This is a genomic window from Bacillus cereus group sp. MG1 (genome assembly GCF_040460035.1).
Lineage (GTDB): Bacteria > Bacillota > Bacilli > Bacillales > Bacillaceae_G > Bacillus_A > Bacillus_A cereus.
The window spans coordinates 11611-30653 of the sequence record NZ_JARVGY010000002.1; the positions used below are offsets into that span (position 1 = coordinate 11611).

A 19043-nucleotide genomic window follows, 5' to 3' on the forward strand; every position below is an offset into this window, starting at 1 on the left:
TGATAGACTGCACTGTATGAAGCTAGGTGAAGACGCATGAAGAAAGCCTAAGTACATGACAACATGTATATGGCAATTGATAATGCGGTTGGCTATAAACTAATCATGGTGAGAATGACCAACTGGTCTGACGAAGATACGAATGTACGGGTCTAAAATTCGAATACAGTGAAAACTGTATCCCTTGTATGGGGTAAGTCAACGAAAAGTAAGAATCGAACCTATGAAATTCGTACTATGTAACAATGAACATAGAGAACTTACAGGCCTATAGTATCCACCTAAAATTAGATGTACAGCTAGTTAAATCGGAACGTGGGAAGCGAGAGACAACTATTTAAACCACTATCTTGGGGTTGGTTCATATAAGGTATAAAGCCGAAATTGATTTACTCTCGTGAAAGCAGGGGTACAGTACCGATGAAATTATGGAAACATAGTGGAGGGATAACCCCGAGTCATTAAAGAAATTAAACAATAGTAACCAAATGAAGTTCATAAGGTCGAGTATGATGATGGGACTTTCCAAAAGGAAGGAGCAATATATCCATCGATGAACGCTACACTGAGAAACAGCGAGTACTACGGTATGCAATCCACCTTTGACACGCTATATGAGCGCAGTAAATATAACTGCACAAAAGGAATAGGATTATATGAAATTATAACATCAAAAGAAAATATACTACTCGCATACCGCAATATCAAAGCCAATACAGGCTCAAAGACAAGAGGTACAGATGGAATAACCATAGATAATTACAAAATGAAAAATGTAGAAAACTTCATAAAGGACATTAGAACAGCTTTAAATGATTATAAACCTCAAAAAGTACGAAGGGTAGCGATACCTAAAGAAAACGGTAAAACAAGGCCTTTAGGTATTCCTACAATGAGAGACAGACTAATCCAACAAATGTTTAAACAAGTTCTCGAACCAATATGTGAAGCAAAATTCTACAATCATTCCTATGGATTTAGACCTAATCGAGCGACAAAACATGCAATAGCTAGATGTCAATCTCTTATAAATAAAGGGAATAAACATCATATAGTAGATGTAGATATAAAAGGTTTCTTTGACAATGTAAATCACACCAAGCTAATAAAACAGCTATACAACATTGGAATAAAAGATAACAGGGTGCTAAGCATTATTTCAAAAATGCTTAAATCACCGATAGAAGGCGTAGGTATACCTTCAAAAGGAACACCGCAAGGTGGTATTCTATCACCACTACTATCGAACGTTGTACTGAATGATCTAGATTGGTGGATCTCGAACCAATGGGAGAACATGGATACGAAACACAAGTACACAAGCCTTCACAAATATAGAGCACTGAAGTCTACAAAGTTAAAAGAAATGTTTATCGTACGATATGCAGATGACTTTAAAATCTTTACAGATTCTCACGAATCTGCAAAGAAGATATTCCATGCGGTCAAAGAATACCTTGAAAATCACCTACAGCTTAATATATCAAGAGAAAAGTCAAAGATAACAAATATTACAAAGGGTAAATCAGAATTTCTAGGATTCAAATTAAAAGCAGTTAAAAAGAAGAATAAATTTGTTGCTAATACTCATGTTTCAAGTAAACAAATAAAAACTATTTTAGCTAAAACCAAAAAATTAATCAAAGAAATTCAACATAAACCAACTGTAATATCTGTCAACAAATATAATCAATATATATTAGGAATCAAAAACTACTACCGAACTGCTACGCATGTAAATTATAATTTTCGCCTAATAGCCTATCGTCTATCACGAACCTTATATAATCGACTTAAAAACCATGTATTTGAAAAACCAATAAACCCTTCGGTTTTATATAAACGACTTCATAAAAACAACTATAAAACATACAAAATAATGGGAGTCTATTTATATCCAATAGCAGATATTCGAACTGAAAATGCAATGAATTTCAGTCAAAATATCTGTAATTACACCACTGAGGGAAGAAAAAATCACAAGAGAATTAAACAAAGTGTAGAACACGAAATTAATAAAATGATGTTCACACAAAGAAATGACAACTTGGAGTACGAGGATAATCGAATCTCTAGGTACTCCATGCAGTTAGGGAAATGCTCAATTTTGGGAACATTCCTAGAAGCTGGAGAGGTACATTGTCATCATGTAACCCCCAGAAAATTAGGAGGAAAAGATGACTTTAAAAACCTTGTGATTGTTCATAAATTAGTTCATACACTTATACATGCAACAAAGAAAGAGACGATTGTTAAATATAAAAACTTACTTCAATTGGATGGAAAACAATTGAAAAAACTCAATATGTTTCGTCAGAAATGTAATTTGGATATTATTGATTAGTTAATTTAATGATGGAACGCCGTATGCGGTGAAAATCGCACGTACGGTGTGGAGCAGGGGAAAAGGTGGAGAGTGCCTCAAAACCTTACCTATTGCTATATAATACCATTCGTGAAAAAACGGGTTTCCAAGGGGAACCGGCCGTTTATAAATCAGGAAAATATCGTGGAAAACCAATGCATTATGACCGGGAAGAAGAATATGTAAAAGGTTTGCGTAACATCTTAAAAGATTTAGCCTCAAATGTTTTAATACGGCGTGTTTTATTTGGAAAATCAGATTTTGATTTTGATGTTCACGTGCGCCCATACGGGCATTTAGAGATTCAACTCTAGCAAAGTTGTAGGCTCAGGTCTCACAAAAGCCTATCATTAACCAACTTATCCATGAAGGAAACTGAACGGGGAGTGTAGCATGTTGGTAAAGCCATAAGTTAATTAGTTACCCAATTACGACTGAATGGCCAGATGAAATGTATAGACAAGGATGAAAGCTAAACTGCTTAAACGATAGTCCAAAGGGGGATATCGAACCCCATGACGAAAGGTAACTAGTAACGTTGTGTAGTAATGACCATTTAATCAGGTGGATGTTAAATGGTAAAGCAGGTCGAGTTCTATAACCTTAGACTCATTTCCCAGAGACTCATTACTAACTATCCACTGTAGGTGGAAAAGGACGAAAGTCGCATCCGACACTATAACAAGCTTATCTCTAAATGTACTAAATGGGGATTACCTAAGTTGGAACGCCAACACAAACCGGCTATTAAGGATGATACCAAGTGCAAAACAAGGTATGTGGCTTATGAATATCCAATAAGGTAACGGAGTTTCCGTAGTAGTCAGAGATAGGGAAAGCCTATTACAAGGCGAAGGGAAACAGTTTATCAGTTTAATACAAATTAGGAAGGAGCGCGAGGCTCTATGAGAAATCCAAATGAGGTATTAAACAGCCTACGTACCATGGCTAGTAATACAGACTACAAGTTCAAGAGGCTATACAGAAACCTGTATAATCCAGAATTTTATTACATGGCATATTCTAAGATATATGCCAAAGAAGGTAATATGACCAAAGGTACGGATGGAAAGAATATCGATGGAATGAGTATTGAAAGAATTAACACTCTTATAGACAAAATTAAACACGAGACTTACAACCCTTATCCAGCTAGACGAGTTTATAGGGAGAAAGCTAATGGTGGTAAAAGACCACTAGGCATCCCTTCTATGGATGATAAAATTATTCAAGAAATAATACGAAGTATCCTTGAGAGTACTCATGAATCTACGTTCTCAGATGATTCACATGGGTTTAGACCTAAAAAGAGCTGTCATACTGCGTTAACTCAAATTCAAAAGACATATAGAGGGGTACGATGGTTTGTAGAGGGAGACATAAAAGGTTTCTTCGATAACATAAATCATCATACACTTATAAATATCCTTAAAAGAAGGATTAATGATGAAAAGTTTATAAGGTTAATCTGGAAGTTTCTCAGAGCAGGTTATCTCGAAGAATGGACATATAACAACACATTCTCTGGCACTCCACAAGGAGGTATAATCAGTCCCATACTATCAAATATTTATCTAAACGAATTAGACAAATTTATGAAGATTTACAAACAACAATTTGATAAAGGGTCAACAAGAAAAACAAATCGTGATTATGGGTACCTATCGGAAAAGAAATACCGATTACGAAAGAAACATAAGGAACAATGGGGACAAATGCCAGAGGAAGAAAAAAGAGAAGTTAAACTACAGTGGAACAAACTACACAAAGAACAGCTCTCTATCCATTCAAAAGAACCTATGGACGAAAACTACAAAAGAATTGTATATACCAGGTACGCAGATGATTTCCTCATAGGAATTATAGGTAGTAAAGAAGACGCAATTCAGGTCAAAGAAAATCTTACGATTTTTCTTAAAGAAACCCTTGAACTCGAGTTGTCACAAGAAAAGACTCTCATAACCCATAGTGAAAAATTAGTACAATTTCTCAGTTACAATATTACAATTTCAAGAGAAGAAGCCACAGCGAAAACAACCCATAGAAGGACGAAAAGGCTATTTTCTTACACGCCTAAACTATACGTACCCAAAAGCAAATGGATAAAGAACCTATTTCAAAAAGATGCACTAACAATTTACAAAAATACAGGTACTTGGAAACCTAAGCACAGAACCTATCTAAAAGATAATGACGACTTAGAGATTCTAAGTATATACAACGCAGAAATTCGTGGTCTATATGAATACTACAAATTGGCGAACAACGTAAGTGTTATAAATAAATACAAATACATAATGGAATATAGTATGTATAAGACGTTCGCTAGCAAGTACAAAAAAAGTGTTAAAAAAATACTCAACAAATATAAAACTAATGGGAAATTTGGTATACGATACAAAACTAAAAACGGTGAAAAGATAAGATATCTTTATGACCAAGGATTTCAGAGACAAAAAAGTATAGATACCAACATAGAAGTCGATATTCTCCCAAATACTTTAAAAATGTCTGGAAGAACAAGTCTCATTGAACGATTATTAGCTGAAGAATGTGAAGTGTGTGGCAAAAAGAATCAAGCAATCGAAATGCACCACATAAGGAAGTTAAAAGACCTAAAAGGTAAGAAAATGTGGGAGCAAATGATGATTGCTAGAAAAAGAAAAACTATGGCACTCTGCCATCAATGTCACGTAGATTTACACTCAGGTAAGTTGGATTGATAAATGGAGAGCCGTATACTTGGAGACAAGTACGTACGGTTCGGGGGGGAGTACATGGAAACCTATCATAGAAATATGATAAGGCGCTGGGTACTTACCCTACCTAGAGCAGGGTGGTATTTTACTAGTAAATACAGCCAAAGGAGAACTTGCAGATCTTTCTAATGTACTAGGAAAATTCGTATTATTAAGTATGCAAAATGCTGTATTCCGAAGAGAACCAAATATTTCACCATACCATCATATTATTGTGGATGAATTCCCTGATTATGGTACACCAAGTTCTCCTATAAACGTAGCGGCGTGAAATGGAGGGGCTGATTCCTACACAGCCTAACTATTTGTTCGAATTTTATGGGTGAAACTCCCATTCTAGGATAATAGCTCATTAATCCTAGCCATGATACCCCTACATGCGCTAACTTACACACGAGTTAGGGTCTGAAGTTAGGTAAGGTCGTAACCTGATGGCACAACTCACTAATGCCTATATGGTGCGGTGGTCTTTAAAAACATCCCAATGGTGACGAAAGGAATCCATGTCTTGAAGCGTCGTGAGGGAATCCCTTCTTAACGTGAGCAATCGGAAGGAATAACGGGAACAAGGAGAGGTTCGAAATTCTAATCCTTGCACATAATCGGTTTCGTAATTACCGATTATGCTGAACCAGTATGTTAGAGCTACTCAAGACTGGTGAGTACCGTCGGCGTAAAGTGGGCACCTAAAGGAATGTAAAATAAGGGATAGAACAAATGGAACTTGGGAAGCTTGCATTGCCATAGGGAGTGTGATCCTGCTTGAAACAATGCAAGTGGCAGCGGTCTCGTAGTAGTGAGGAAGCGGAGTAATGTCCGTGGAGCGAAGGGGACCAGTCGATTCAGAATAACAATGGATATTTCAAATGTCTATATGAACCTCTTCTAGAGTGGGAATTAAACAGCACATCGTTACAATCGCTTGAATAATGGGGAGATGTAATGAGGATTAAAGGACATTTGATAGATAATGAAGCACAGCTCCAAGATAAGTTAGACCTAATATACAAAAAGGCCAAAGAAGATAACTCTTCTTTTCATGGCATGATAGAACTAATGAAAAACAAGCAGACTATTAAAACGGCAATTCACAACATTAAAAGCAATCGTGGGAGTAAAACGGTAGGAATTGACAAGAAAGACGTGAACTACTACCTACAAATGGAAACGGAACAGCTTATCAAACTCATTTGGGAACACATAGACAACTACAAACCTAAACCCGTTCGAAGGCATTACATTGACAAGGGCAATGGTAAAAAGCGTCCTCTAGGAATCCCAGCCATGATAGATAGGATAATCCAAGAAACAGCAAGAATGGTGTTAGAACCCATAGCGGAGGCGAAGTTTTTCAACCATAGTTATGGTTTTCGTCCCTATCGTTCATGTCACTATGCGATAGGCAGAATCTTGAATACCATTTCTAGGTCAAAAACGTACGTAGCCATCGAAGGTGACATCAAAAGTTTCTTTGACCATATTAACCATAATAAACTTGTTGAAATAATGTGGAATATGGGCATAAAGGATAAGAGATTCCTAACTATTATTAAGAAAATGTTAAAAGCAGGTGTACTAGAAGATAATCAACTTTTCCCTACGGAGTTGGGAACTCCACAAGGTGGAATTATATCTCCCCTGTTAGCGAACATATACTTAAATAACTTTGACTGGATGATAGCTAAGGAGTTCGAAGAACACTACGCGCGTTATACTGTTAAACACGCTTTCAGTACAGGACTTAGAAAAGTAGTTAGAAAACATAAGAAATGTTTTCTTGTTAGATACGCAGACGACTGGATAATTCTATGCGAGGATAAAGCACAGGCAAGAACACTCTTGACTAAAATCGATAAGTATTACAAACATATACTCAAATTAGAATTATCAAAGGAGAAAACATTTATTACCGATATGAGAGAGAAGCCAGCCCAATTCCTAGGATTCGACATCAGAGCTGAAAAGATGAGACTGAAAAACCGTATTGCAGGAAAAGCTATACCGAACAAAAAGAAATTAAACTCTAAAATGAGAGAAATTCTTCGAGATACATACAATGTTCGGAAAACAACCAACCCTCACGATGTTGCCGCCCAAATAGAACTTATTAACGCCAAAATTATTGGTATTAGTAATTATTTCCGTATAGGAAATGCTGCTAGAATTTTCGTTAGATGCGATGACAAAATACGCTATACATTCTACAAGTCTATTAAGAACAAACATGGTGGAGGAGTATTCGAAAAAATGCTTACTCCAGCTGAAAATCTTGATAATCGTAAAGATAGGCATAAAGGGCATAAAACCAAAGTTCCCTTCGTTGAAGTCGATGGAGTTAAGATAGGATTAACCAAAATGAGTTTTACACCTAGTACTAAAGCACTCCTATACAATTATGATACGACCCCCTATACACAGATAGGAAGGATAATTTATTCGAGAAGACATGGCAAGGTCGATAAGAAAATGAGACCAACCATTTATTCGAACAATCAAATCAACCAAATGGTCTTGTATCAGATGCTTAGACAAACTAAGAACAAACGACTCTATAACTTTGAATATATACTTAATCGCGATTATGCATATAATCGCGACAAAGGAAAGTGCCGAATATGTAAGACGGGGTTGATTCCAACTAACATACATTGCCATCACGTTAATAATCGACTACCTTTAGAGAAAATCAACAAACTCAGCAATCTTGCCACCATGTGCATAAGATGCCATAAGCTTATACATCAAAAGGACTTAGAAGGCAGTATCTTATACAAACTACCGAAACTAAAGAAATACCGTGAGCTGCTACACATTTGAAATATATCTCATTGTTCACCTTATCTTAATCGCGAGGCAAAGAATAAGGATGATACTAACTAAATTTGTTAGGGGTTATCAATCTGAACCGATGGAACGCCGTGTGCGGTGAAAGTCGCACGCACGGTGTGGGGCGGGGGAAAAAGTAGAGATAACTTCAAAGCTTTACCTATCGCGACCCGTAAGGGTTAGTAGCTACCCCAGCCCTCTCGGGCTAGGATGCTACACATTTGTGCGCCCGTTCAAAGAGTTCCCTGCACAATCTCGTAAATATAAAGTCATTCTGACAATTGTAAGTCAAACACTATCTCAATTAGCTTTGGATTTCACAGAGCAGTATATGTTTACTTTATTAGGTTCGTTCCGTAACAAGATGATATTTGGTGATGTAACACCATATGATGCTAAAATTTTCTCTGGCATGTTTGGTGAAACAGAGGAATTTAAAGAATCCGAATCTGAACAAGGGATCTCTCCTATGCAAGAGAACCCCGTTAGTCGCTTAGGTTCGACATATCAAAAACTAAAAGAAGTCGTTATGTCACCAGGAGATATCATGGCACAAGGTGCCTTCATTTGTGCTGCACGTATTGTACAAGACAATCATGTACAACCTGTACAACAAATTACTAGTAACTTTGTACCTAAGGAGGAATTTGCTCAAGCAATCATTCAAGTAGAGCTCAAGTCTGGACAATATTGGGAAACTGAACGTCTACGACTCATTGAAGAATCTATCGCAAAATCAAATCCTATAAAACATGTAGATGCAAATAATATAAAACAGATAGAATCATTTCCACCTATGCATGGTGATGAAATAGGACAAAATCATTCCATAGAAACAAACAATAATAGTACATCGATATTATCAAGGGACTCTCAAATCAATACTACTCCTTCATCTAATACAGATTTAGATAATATAACTTCACGAAAAAAGAGCATTCCAAACGAAGACATAGAAGCCAAGCAAGAGGAAACAAGCTTCTTTAAAGATATCCTATACGATGATGTAGTATCCTTTGTTAAGGAATCAGGGACTGCTTCTATAAATGCACTACAGAGCGCATTTAAAATCGATTATACACGTGCTTCAAGATTACAAGATGCCTTACAAATGAATGGCGAGCTGCTGGGTATAACAAAGGAGAAACAGATGGAAATTGTAAGTCCTAAAAATAATATGAAGCTAGCAGAAGGGAACAAAAAGTTACCTAATACTGTGTTGGAACCAACTAGGGACATAAATTACCCAATTCATTTAAGAATTCCTGTTGAGACCTATCCATTGCAAAAAAAGCTTCCAACAGAGGGACTTATAACTACAATATCAGAGGAAGCAAAAACAAATATTAAAACTAATTCGATACCAGCTACAAAAACAGTTAATCCCACTAAAGAAAATAAACTTGATAAAGAGATTGCAAAAGTTTACGAATCTATTAGCATTACTGTTCATCAAAACTTAGAAAAGAATATGGTGGAGAACACTGGAACTAACGAAGAACAGCCTGAATATAAACATATGGGCTATACAGAACGATAAAAGGACTTAAAAACCAAACCAAAAAATTATTATAACAATACGAATTCACTACTTGACAAAAACAAGCAACAAAAGAAAAATACATCTAATGTAATGAGTAAGGAATTAGATGATTTTTTTGATTAATACCTAAAGAAACCTAAAATAACTTTTTATTGAAGGCTTTATTTAAGGGAAAAGCTAGCTTAAAATAGGAGGAAAGGTTAGATATAGTATTTTAACTTTTACCTTTTCAAAAAATAAAACTTGCACAAATTACATAAAAACGTTATATTTTAATTAATAATTATACAAATAAAACATGACTTACGTGAAGGACACACCTTACGTACCATTCCAACGGTACAGGTGTGTCCTTTTTTACGTTCTAGGAGGAAAATGTAATGGTAGAAGATAAGGTAAATACTCATATTACAAAAGAGCTAGGGATGGCATTTGAACCGGATAGCACGCTAGAGGAAACCTTTATAGAAACAACTTTCAATCAATTTGAACGAATACGTGAACATGAATTAGAAGAATTAGCTCGTATGAAACGTGAACGTACTGTAGGGAAAGGCTTAATTACCGTAGTATCTGAAAAATTATTCCCAACTAAAAACGGGACATCTGAGCGGATACAAGTGCTCACAATGCAAATTGGTACTCATACGACAGCATATTGTCCAATTACAGAGGCAGGTATAAATATTCCTAAAAATCCTCAATGGCTGATAGGTAGATCAAAACCTGTTATTATTGAGCATTTCCAAAAAACTGAGGAAGGGAACTTTGCTGTTGTATCTATCACCGCAGGAGAACTTGCACTGCAAAGAAAATTATATGAAGAAATAGTAGAACAAGAGGGGAATAAAGTATACACAGGAACAGTTTCTGGACATATTCCATCTGCACAAACAATTCTGGTTGAAGTTCATGGTGTAACAGTGGGAGTAAGATACTCGCAATGGTCCCATTCATTCGTTCGCTCGGCGGATATTATTATTGGTGATGTTGTAGAGCTTATCATCGATAAAGTAGTGGAAAAGGATGGGCGCTACGAGTTTAGAGGGAATAAAAAGAAACTAGAAACGGATCCAATGGAAAAATTATTAGAATTAAACAAACGACGTGACCGCTTTATAGGTAAAATTGTAGGTGTAGATGCTATTGCTGGGATTTTCGTAGAAGTTGCACCAGGTATTCAGTTTAAAGGGCTAAAGGGTCGTAATCTGGCAAATCCAACCGTGGATGACGCAATAAACCAAACAATTGTTACATGTGAGCTGCTTAATATTGATGCTAAAAATAGAAGAGGAACTGTACGTATCCTAAATTATCCGCAAGGTCAAAGTAAAAAATCTAATTCGTCAATTTACCAATTTTAATCGATGATTATGCGTACAATAGAGAAACAAATGTCTACTTATATTCCTTCTATTCCTCATTTATCAAGTGAGGATGTACAAGGACTTCAAATATATCGGATACATGATTTGGATAAAACCTATGTATTCCACTCTTATGACGAATTAGTTAAGTTTAAGCAGCTTTTAACAGAGGAACAATATGCTATACTCAATTTTATTGGTGTTCATACATCCGTTCGGTTTAATCATTTATTATATCTATTCAAGAATAAATTTTCGCGGAAGAAAATTAATAATGCAATTCAAGGATTACTTTACTATCAATTTATAGAAAAATGGCAAGTAGAAATTTTGGATATAGAAATCTTTGAAGAAACATATACCTTATCAAATAATGGATTTAAACTACTAAAATACTGGCAAGGAAATATGTTCTTCTTTGCCCCAGAGCGTCTTGACAATCATGGTAAATATATTCACCTGCGTTATTGGCATGACATAGACCTACTTTGTCATTTACGCTACGCTCCTTCATTTTTAGGTCATATTATGCATCCATCTATTAGTAAAGGGGTTTTTACCCCTTCTTTAAGTTTTATAGTAAATGGAGGAAAAGAACGTAAATTTAACTTTGTTGTATACTCCACCTTATTATCTGATCAAAAGGATCGATTAAAACGAATAATTGCTAGATGGAAGACTTTTGTAGAGTCAGGAAAAGATGTTATTATGCAGGACTTAGGGAATAACCCTACAATCTTAGTTATTTATGTTTCTACTAAAAAACAAGCAAAGCAAATTAATAATGAACTATTACTTGATTTAATTCCTGGTAAAGTATTGTTATGCATAGGGGAATCTTTACATTTTCAAGGATTACAACACGCTTTTTATCAACCTCTTGCAGAAGGGGAGATTAAACAATTAGATACAAAGCTATTTATAGAAAACTAAGCCACCTTACAAGTTTTCGCTTCAAGGGTGGCTTGTTTATTTTATAATTAGCTTGGAATATTCAAAAAAACTTAACAAAATTAATAATCCTGTATCTACCTCTATACAAAGCAAGGATTTTGCGAAATAATATTCTTTGATACCTGTTAATAAAATAACATTATATACAAATATAGTTATTTCATTGGAGGAATATACAAGAAAGGAGTACTATATTGCTACGTATACAAAGAGGGTACATGTACGATCCTGATAATAATGAGGTAATAGTAAATGAAATTTTCTATGATGGTACATCAGAAAAAAAGTTAGGCAGTAAAATGAGGATATTTGATCCAGTGAAAGTACCTATTGCTATTTTTGAAAAGGTCCAGGAAAACGAAAGTATGACCTATATGGAAAATGTTGAAGTAGAAGAAAAAAATATTAAGGAAATACTTTGTTATTTAGTTCAAAATCAAAAGCCCGAAAAACTATATTTTGAAATACAGTACATGAAGTAACACCAGGGCCTGAATATAAGAGGGGATTTATAGCAGGGGATTTAGGGGCATTATTATACAATACATGTGGGATCTGCATATAAACTTCCTTCTTATCCCTGTTCTATTGAAAACAATTGAATATAATATAAAAATGGTTTAATATAAATCTATATTTATTGTTTAATTGATTCCGTCTATTCCCACACCCTATGTGTTGTGGTTGAGTTTTAGAAACAAGTTGTATTCTTGTTTCAATTATGAAAGGGCTTCTTTGAGCCGATTAGTGTATATATAGCTTATTTTGCTATGCACATTTTAATCGACTTGAAGAAGTCCTTTTTGTGTTGTCTTCGAGTTAGGAATCACTTATACATAAACCTTCAGAATTAAAAGTATGCTAAATGAGAAAACACAAATTTTGTGCTTTTTGTTTAATTTAGAGGAGAGATTATATGAATTTTTACAGAGTATAGCATAAAAAATATGGATAAAACGCACATATTTCGTGCTTTTTATTTAGAAGAGAGGATATTTATGATGAAATATGAATATGCAATTACTTTGGATATGCCAACATTATCAATAGGGGGTATCATTTAAACCTTTCAAAAGAAAAAAATTAATAAATACGTTAAAAGTTATGAACTTACTATCTATAAAATCAAACCTTTATCGCCTCTTTATATTGTTGAAAACTTCAAAATTTGACGATGAAGTAAGATAATAAGTATTAATTCATAATGGCATTCGGAAAGGAATAACAAGGAAATTTAAATATGTAAAGTACTTGTTGCAATGCTAAAAGCACAAGGAATTAGAATATGAAACTTGAGAGGAGTTATATAATATGATTACAGTTAATCGAGGATACATGTATAATCCAGATGATAATGAAGTCTTAATTACCGAAATTTATTATGAAGCTGCTACAGATACTAAACTAGGAAGTAAAATGAATAACTTATCTTACTCAGCCATTCCTAATGAGATTAAAGAAAAAATAGAAGCAACTGCTTCATTATCCTATGTGGAAAGCATTGAGATGTCTCAGCCATTAGCTGTCCTATATCAAAATGAAATTAACATATATGGAAAACCAGAAAAATTATACTTTGAGTATACAAACATTTAAAAAGAAAAAAAGACATTGAACAGTTTAAAATGTACCCTATAGAATAGACACTTGAAAAAAGTCTATTCTATAGGGTATTTCTTGTATAATAAAAGGAAAATTGGGATCGGAGAATGTTGAAAATGACAAAAAAACTATTTACAGAAAGAGAAATTCAAATTCTATCAAATAACCTATACGTAAAATCTGTAAGTCAGAAAGGTATCACTTATACAGAGGAATTTAAGCATATTTTTATTGAGGAAAATGAAAAAGGAAAGCTACCTCGAAATATTTTTGAAGAATGTGGTTTTGATATAGATATGATTGGAATGAAACGAGTTATGTCATCGGGAAGTAGATGGCGTGCTGCTTATAGAAAAAATGGTGTATTGGGTTTAAGGGATACACGTATCGAAAACGCTGGAAGAACTCTTGAGAGAGAGCTTACGTTAGAAGAAAAGTATGCCCGTTTAGAAGCCGAACGAAACTTACTAAAGGCGGAAAACGAATTGCTAAAAAAAATCAAACTTATGGAAGGGAGGATGAGAAGGAAATAACACTACCACCTAGTCAGAAATTCATCTTGATTCGTTCTGTCATCATGAAATACAACTTAAGGAATATGGTCAGTCATTTGTGTAAAGTAGCTGGTGTATCCCGTTCGGGATACTATAATTACTTTTCAGTTTCATCTCAAGAACAACGGAAACAAAAGAGTGATCGAGATGAAATCTTGAAGGAAACCATATTAAAAGCACTTCGATTTAGAAATAGAAACAAAGGGGCTCGTCAGATAAAGATGACATTGGCGGGTCAGTTTCAAGTTGTCTACAATTTAAAGCGTATCCGTAGAATTATGAAGAAATACGAGATTATCTGTCCGGTTCGCAAAGCGAATCCTTATAAAAGAATGCTTAAAGCTACAAAAGAACATCGAATAGTACCAAATCAATTAAATCGGGAATTTAAACAAAATACCCCAGGGAAAACACTTCTTACAGATATCACCTATTTAGTTTACGGTAAGAATCAAAGGGCCTATTTATCTACAATTTTAGACGGCTCAACTAATGAAATTTTAGCTTACCATGTTTCAGAACAGATGACATTAGAGCTCGTAACGACAACTCTCCATAAACTAAAAAGGAATCCGCGGATTCGATTGACTGAAGGTGCTTATATTCATTCAGATCAAGGATCCCACTACACAAGCCCTACCTATCAAAAGCTAGTTAAAAAGCTAAACCTAGGACAATCCATGTCAAGAAGAGGAAACTGTTGGGATAACGCCCCACAAGAATCATTTTTTGGTCATCTGAAAGATGAAGCTCATATAAAACCTTGCGTGTCCTTTAATGAATTGAAACAAGAGATTAAGAAATATATGACGTATTATAATCATTATAGATATCAATGGAATTTAAAAAAGATGACTCCTGTTGGATACAGAAACCATCTTCTTGATGTTGCCTAACTTTTTTCAAAATGTCCTTTACAAAGGGTACAGATTAGTTTGTTTCAATGTCTTTTTTCTTTTTAAACTATAGAGGAACAAATGGTTAAGGCTTTGTTTGGCATCCTATAGTGTTTTAGGTGTGTTATACTTATATTTTTAAATTATAATATTACGTAGAACGTTAGGTTTGTTTGCTACTATTCGATATATATAATTGGAGGGAAAATTATGGTTTTTTTTAAAAAGGCAGTATGTGGTGTTTGTGATATAAAGGTTGGTTTAAATCGTTATAAAATACTAAAATCTGATGCATGGCTATGCCCAGATTGCTTTCATAAAGCAGGTGGCTTGGGTGTTGTAAGTGTAAGTACGGACACTATCGAAGAATTGAAAGCTACAATCGATGCAAAGGTAGCAAAACTTGCTGAGGATCCATTGTCATGCGCTGAAGGAATGTATCAATTCTGTATAGATAATACATTCGGTTCTGGCTTTAATGAAAAGTGGGGTGTAAAACACTTCAAGGTATTAGAAGATAACTTGATGAATGGCGAAAAAATTCATATGACTTATATCGGAATGCACGATTATCAATCTACAACAAAGCATGATGGTTATTATGCCTACGCCATAAGTAATAAACGCATTATGTTCGGACAAAAAACAATGACTGGTGAAAAATTCAAAGCAGTAGATCATGAAAAGATAAATGATATATCTTTTGAAATAGGGATGTGGTTAGGCTTTCTAACAATTGATACTCCGCAAGAAAAGATCAAAGTTGCGTTAGATAAAGATTCAGCAAAATCCATTAATAATCATATCCATCAAGTTCTAGATGCTTTAAAAAGCAAACCTAATGAAGCTCAACCACAAGCAGTATCTGCTCCAATATCAACAGCAGACGAATTAAAGAAATTCAAAGAGCTGTGTGATATGGGTGTTATTACAGAAGATGAGTTTAACGCCAAAAAGAAGCAGTTACTTGGTATATAAATACAAGATAAACAAGGCAAGTATATTAGAGGGAAAAAGACATTGGACGTATTTGTTCAATGTCTTTTTTATTACACTGCAGAGGAGCATGTATAATGATTATTGTAAATGAAATAGAAACTGCACCCTATACACATTATTGGCTAACCTAGAGTTTCTTTTTAGGTAACATTTTATTAAATTGTTAGCGATAAAAGCCAATAATTTAAAATTGAGACACCCTTTCTTCTTATAATCTGAATAATAATTTTTGTTACCTAGGGTAAGGATACCAAGGTGCTGAGGAGGTATTAATAAAAGTACGAATTTGCCCAAAATCATCATAATATTGCGTGGAATAGGCTACATGTGCTTGAAAGGATAATTCTTTAAGCTACAATCAGGTGATACAATATCCCGCCATTCAGTAAGGAACCCTCCATCTTTAGTTAAATAAAGAATCTAAAAAACCGTATTCCACACTGCTTCCCCCAAGAGGGTCATGTTGTTATTTAGGATGTATGATAAACTAACTTGATTACCCTTATCAGAATTTAGCATAACTGTACCAGTAATGTTAGATATAAGAACATCACTTTTATCCCCAGTACTACTGTTGAATACAATCCAGCCTGGATCAAAGTATGTTTTAGTTAAGTGGTTATTATCCGCTTCAGCAATTTATAAGACTGTTTCTTTTGATTCAAATCCCATAAAATTTCCCCTCTTACCCAATTATATACTCATTGCATGAATGTATTTTTTGTTCTAGTAAATTGGATTTAACTATTTTTAAAAATTAGGCAGTATTACTACTTTACTTAAATCTAAAATACATAAATTGTCATGAACGAATTATTATTTTGAAGGAGATGAAATATTAATGCATATAGTTCCGTGTTGTCATCTACAGATATATACATCATTTACACCCAATCCTATGCAGTATATTCCATATGGGTCATGGGATAATTTTGTACAGCTCAGCCCGCAACCACTACCTCCTTGTATTTTTGTAGAACTTAATCCACAGCCACTACCTCCAAGGTACTATTATTAAAAACAACAGCTTTCTAAAAAACTTAAATTGCAAAGTACCTCTAAAGACCACTGGAAAGGTGGTATTTAGAGGTATTTACATACAGAACATTGCTTCATATACAACTACAGAGGAACAAACCATTCTATTACAAGTAACCCCTAATTTAACTTTCACTTACCTTTGGACTTTCGTCCTTCACCAAGTTAAGGAATAAGATATCTGTGATGATGGGTTCTAACAAGACTTCAAGAAGGTTTACAAATATTATTAAGCATTGGAGGACGTTGGGAAACAAGGGCACAATATGAAAATAAATATGTAATAGTAAGGAGAAGAGAAGCGCATGTATAATATACTTAAACGTCAATATAATTCTATTTTCCGAGGGGTGATTTGGATTAACGAGGAAGTACAAAGGGAGCTAAACCTATTAGTACAAAAAATTTGTGAAACCGTATCTTCTGTCCAAAAAATTATCCTTTTTGGCTCTCATGCTTATGGCACACCAAATAAAGATAGTGATTTTGATCTTTGTATTATTGTGGATGGTGTAGGATCAAGAAAAAGAGAAGTGATTAATCTTATCAATTGGGGTATTTACGATGTGATGGAAACACCAGTTGATATTTTAGTATATGGACCTGAAGAGTTTCATGTAACCATGGAATACAAAATTGCACTAGCGGGGCAAGTTTTATATGAAAAATACTGAGGATTTAGAAGAGTGGCTATTCATTGCAAAATCTAATTTAGATCCTGCTAGGTACTTAGCTCACATGAAACCTTTCCCTGCCTCAGTTATTTGTTACCATAGTCAAAAATGTGTTTGGAAACCTCTAAAAGGATTTCGTACACCCAACCATATGTTCCATGATTAAAATTAAATGCCACAAATAGGAATTATCTGTATACTTTCTAGCTCTTAAAGGTTCCGAAATAGTTTTATAGTACTTGTAGATAATTTTCGTATAATCCTTTTATAATGATATATCTATTTATGCCATTCTCACCACGAACCACTAAGGTATTTCTAACAAACTGTATATGGCTCATATTAGGCGATACAAGCTCTTGTAAGGACAACCCATAGTTTTACTACTAAATCTATTATAAAAGCGTTTCTATCCATAATAAGAGGGCCATATTTAACTTATCTTTCTGTTAATCCTTTTGTTGGAAGTATAGTTTGTTTTAATAGTTTTTTTCTGCTTCGATCATAAAATCCTTATCACTGAGTGATTGATCAGGAATTAAGGAGAGGTGAAAATCATATACTGAAGTTTAGACAAGTTCAATTTATTTAAGAACCGCCATATTCTGTGTCTTGTTTTCTAGCTCATAGAAATACTCCTAATAATTTTCTTTAGGTAGTTCCACTCCATGATTCGATATGTAGGAGTTTCTCATTTACTCTTAGTCACTTATAAAAACCTTTAATATCGTAATTATAACGTTCAACCCTAGATTTTTTACGTTCATTTTCTCCTAAATAAGCAAAAAAATCCTTCTAATCCTACTTCTAAACTAATACCCTTGTTCATTATAATCATCTAAATTCTTATCATATATTATAACAAAAAATAAGTGAAAGACCTGCTACCGCCCTTTGCTGCGCTCGGTTGCTGGCATATAAAAAAGGAAAACGGACAAACAACCCTTTTCCTTTTTTATATGTTTTTTTTTATTTTCAATGACAAAAAGACAAATCTAGTCCTAATAAGGATTCATAGATTTGTCCTTTTACATGGGAGTAATGATATGTTTAATTACCATTATTATAACGGTTTTTACAAATATTTTCAATTAGGTCTGACATCTTATTAATAATCATATTAGTAATTGTAAAATCTATTATAAATATATATCTTATATATTAAAAAGAAGTAAAGATAAAACTTTTATAGGCTATCAAAAATAGAGAAAAGACCTACTCTCACAAGGGAAAATTAGATATTAGAACGTAAAAAATCATAAATAGTAGAAAATGTATCCGTAGATTCAATAATTATTAGACTTTCAATTCTACAAAAAAGCAGAAAGAAAAGCATATGTTTCTACATGAAATCGGAAAAAAATTGATACAAATTACTTTATATTTATCCAACTATGGAAATAGGCTTTATTTTCTTTATTTTGGTAAATAAGCAGTATCTAACGTTCAATTATCCACATTTTGTT

Annotated in this window: 10 protein-coding genes and 5 pseudogenes; 14 read left to right on the forward strand and 1 reads right to left on the reverse strand. The window is 34.1% G+C overall.

The window, feature by feature from the left end; translation table 11 throughout:
* Nucleotides 1–553 precede the first annotated feature (553 nt).
* The 14 genes and pseudogenes from ltrA (QCI79_RS28075) to QCI79_RS28135 all read left to right on the forward strand — a co-directional run.
* Nucleotides 554–2344 carry a group II intron reverse transcriptase/maturase gene (ltrA, locus tag QCI79_RS28075; RefSeq protein WP_021728816.1) on the forward strand — a complete coding sequence of 597 codons (1791 nt, stop codon included), beginning with the start codon at nt 554–556 and terminating at the stop codon, nt 2342–2344.
* Between the two features lie 101 nt (nt 2345–2445).
* A pseudogene (locus QCI79_RS28080) lies at nt 2446–2679 on the forward strand (conjugal transfer protein TraG); the annotation flags it as partial.
* Nucleotides 2680–3270: 591 nt separating this feature from the next.
* A complete protein-coding gene (locus tag QCI79_RS28085; RefSeq protein ID WP_021728010.1) occupies nt 3271–5088 on the forward strand; it encodes a reverse transcriptase/maturase family protein in 1818 nt (605 codons plus the stop codon).
* A gap of 100 nt (nt 5089–5188) precedes the next feature.
* A pseudogene (locus QCI79_RS35070) lies at nt 5189–5395 on the forward strand (conjugal transfer protein TraG); the annotation flags it as partial.
* Nucleotides 5396–6066: 671 nt separating this feature from the next.
* The gene (ltrA, locus tag QCI79_RS28090; protein WP_209291794.1) at nt 6067–7941 is read left to right on the forward strand and encodes a group II intron reverse transcriptase/maturase; all 1875 of its coding nucleotides are present in this window, start codon (nt 6067–6069) and stop codon (nt 7939–7941) included.
* Nucleotides 7942–8173: 232 nt separating this feature from the next.
* Nucleotides 8174–9616 (forward strand): annotated as a pseudogene (locus tag QCI79_RS28095) (DNA translocase FtsK); the annotation flags it as partial.
* Between the two features lie 257 nt (nt 9617–9873).
* Nucleotides 9874–10857 carry a hypothetical protein gene (locus QCI79_RS28100; protein WP_000228955.1) on the forward strand — a complete coding sequence of 328 codons (984 nt, stop codon included), beginning with the start codon at nt 9874–9876 and terminating at the stop codon, nt 10855–10857.
* 9 nt (nt 10858–10866) lie between these two features.
* The gene (locus QCI79_RS28105; protein WP_021727961.1) at nt 10867–11793 is read left to right on the forward strand and encodes a hypothetical protein; all 927 of its coding nucleotides are present in this window, start codon (nt 10867–10869) and stop codon (nt 11791–11793) included.
* Between the two features lie 215 nt (nt 11794–12008).
* Nucleotides 12009–12296, forward strand: a complete 288-nt coding sequence (locus tag QCI79_RS28110; RefSeq protein ID WP_042991642.1) for a hypothetical protein — start codon at nt 12009–12011, stop codon at nt 12294–12296.
* A gap of 829 nt (nt 12297–13125) precedes the next feature.
* Nucleotides 13126–13410 carry a hypothetical protein gene (locus QCI79_RS28115; RefSeq protein ID WP_021727959.1) on the forward strand — a complete coding sequence of 95 codons (285 nt, stop codon included), beginning with the start codon at nt 13126–13128 and terminating at the stop codon, nt 13408–13410.
* Nucleotides 13411–13523: 113 nt separating this feature from the next.
* Nucleotides 13524–14866, forward strand: a protein-coding gene (locus tag QCI79_RS28120) for an IS3 family transposase (RefSeq protein ID WP_087942833.1) whose coding sequence is annotated in 2 segments (ribosomal slippage) — nt 13524–13905 and nt 13905–14866 — 1344 coding nt in all. Because the reading frame shifts where the segments join, the coding sequence is not laid out codon by codon here.
* A 210-nt stretch (nt 14867–15076) separates the two neighbouring features.
* The gene (locus QCI79_RS28125; RefSeq protein ID WP_021728809.1) at nt 15077–15844 is read left to right on the forward strand and encodes a PH domain-containing protein; all 768 of its coding nucleotides are present in this window, start codon (nt 15077–15079) and stop codon (nt 15842–15844) included.
* Between the two features lie 1364 nt (nt 15845–17208).
* Nucleotides 17209–17577: a nucleotidyltransferase domain-containing protein gene (locus QCI79_RS28130; RefSeq protein WP_021728808.1), complete on the forward strand. Its 369-nt coding sequence runs from the start codon at nt 17209–17211 to the stop codon at nt 17575–17577.
* Nucleotides 17564–17725: pseudogene (locus tag QCI79_RS28135) on the forward strand (HEPN domain-containing protein); the annotation flags it as partial. The gene QCI79_RS28130 and the pseudogene QCI79_RS28135, both read left to right, overlap by 14 nt.
* Here QCI79_RS28135 and QCI79_RS28140 read toward each other — a convergent pair.
* Nucleotides 17712–18406, reverse strand: a pseudogene (locus QCI79_RS28140) (integrase); the annotation flags it as partial. The pseudogenes QCI79_RS28135 and QCI79_RS28140 sit on opposite strands and share 14 nt — an antisense overlap.
* Nucleotides 18407–19043: the final 637 nt, after the last annotated feature.